The organism is Klebsiella sp. MS 92-3, assembly GCF_000195655.1.
Lineage (GTDB): Bacteria > Pseudomonadota > Gammaproteobacteria > Enterobacterales > Enterobacteriaceae > Klebsiella > Klebsiella pneumoniae.
On sequence record NZ_GL882724.1, the window covers coordinates 79,805 to 80,390 of the forward strand.

The 586-nt window shown below is 51.7% G+C and carries 1 protein-coding gene; it reads left to right on the plus strand.

The features are described 5' to 3' along the window. Window positions 1–56: 56 nt before the first annotated feature. Window positions 57–533: a transcription elongation factor GreA gene (greA, locus tag HMPREF9538_RS24340; RefSeq protein WP_002918375.1), complete on the plus strand. Its 477-nt coding sequence runs from the start codon at window positions 57–59 to the stop codon at window positions 531–533. The last annotated feature ends 53 nt before the right edge of the window (window positions 534–586 follow it).

A 586-nucleotide genomic window follows, 5' to 3' on the forward strand; every position in this document is an offset into this window, starting at 1 on the left:
CAGGTGGCGGAGCGGAGCTATCCGTTCCCTGAAGGAATGATAAAGAGGTATAACTAATGCAAGCGATTCCGATGACCTTACGTGGCGCTGAAAAACTGCGCGAAGAACTGGATTATCTGAAGTCTGTGCGTCGTCCTGAAATCATTGCTGCTATTGCTGAGGCCCGTGAACACGGCGATCTGAAAGAGAATGCCGAGTATCACGCCGCGCGTGAGCAGCAGGGTTTCTGCGAGGGGCGTATCAAGGATATCGAAGCGAAGCTGTCTAACGCGCAGGTTATCGATATCACCAAAATGCCGAACAACGGCCGGGTGATTTTTGGTTCTACCGTCAGCGTGCTGAACCTCGATACCGACGAGGAACAGACCTACCGCATCGTGGGCGATGACGAAGCTGATTTTAAGCAGAATCTGATCTCCGTGAACTCGCCGATCGCCCGCGGTCTGATCGGCAAAGAGCAGGATGACGTCGTGACTATCCGTACCCCGGGTGGGGAAGTGGAATACGAAATTACCAAGGTTGAATACCTGTAAGGCGTATTTCCCGCTACGATGTTTATAGATTGTAAAGAAAGGAAAAAAGGGGC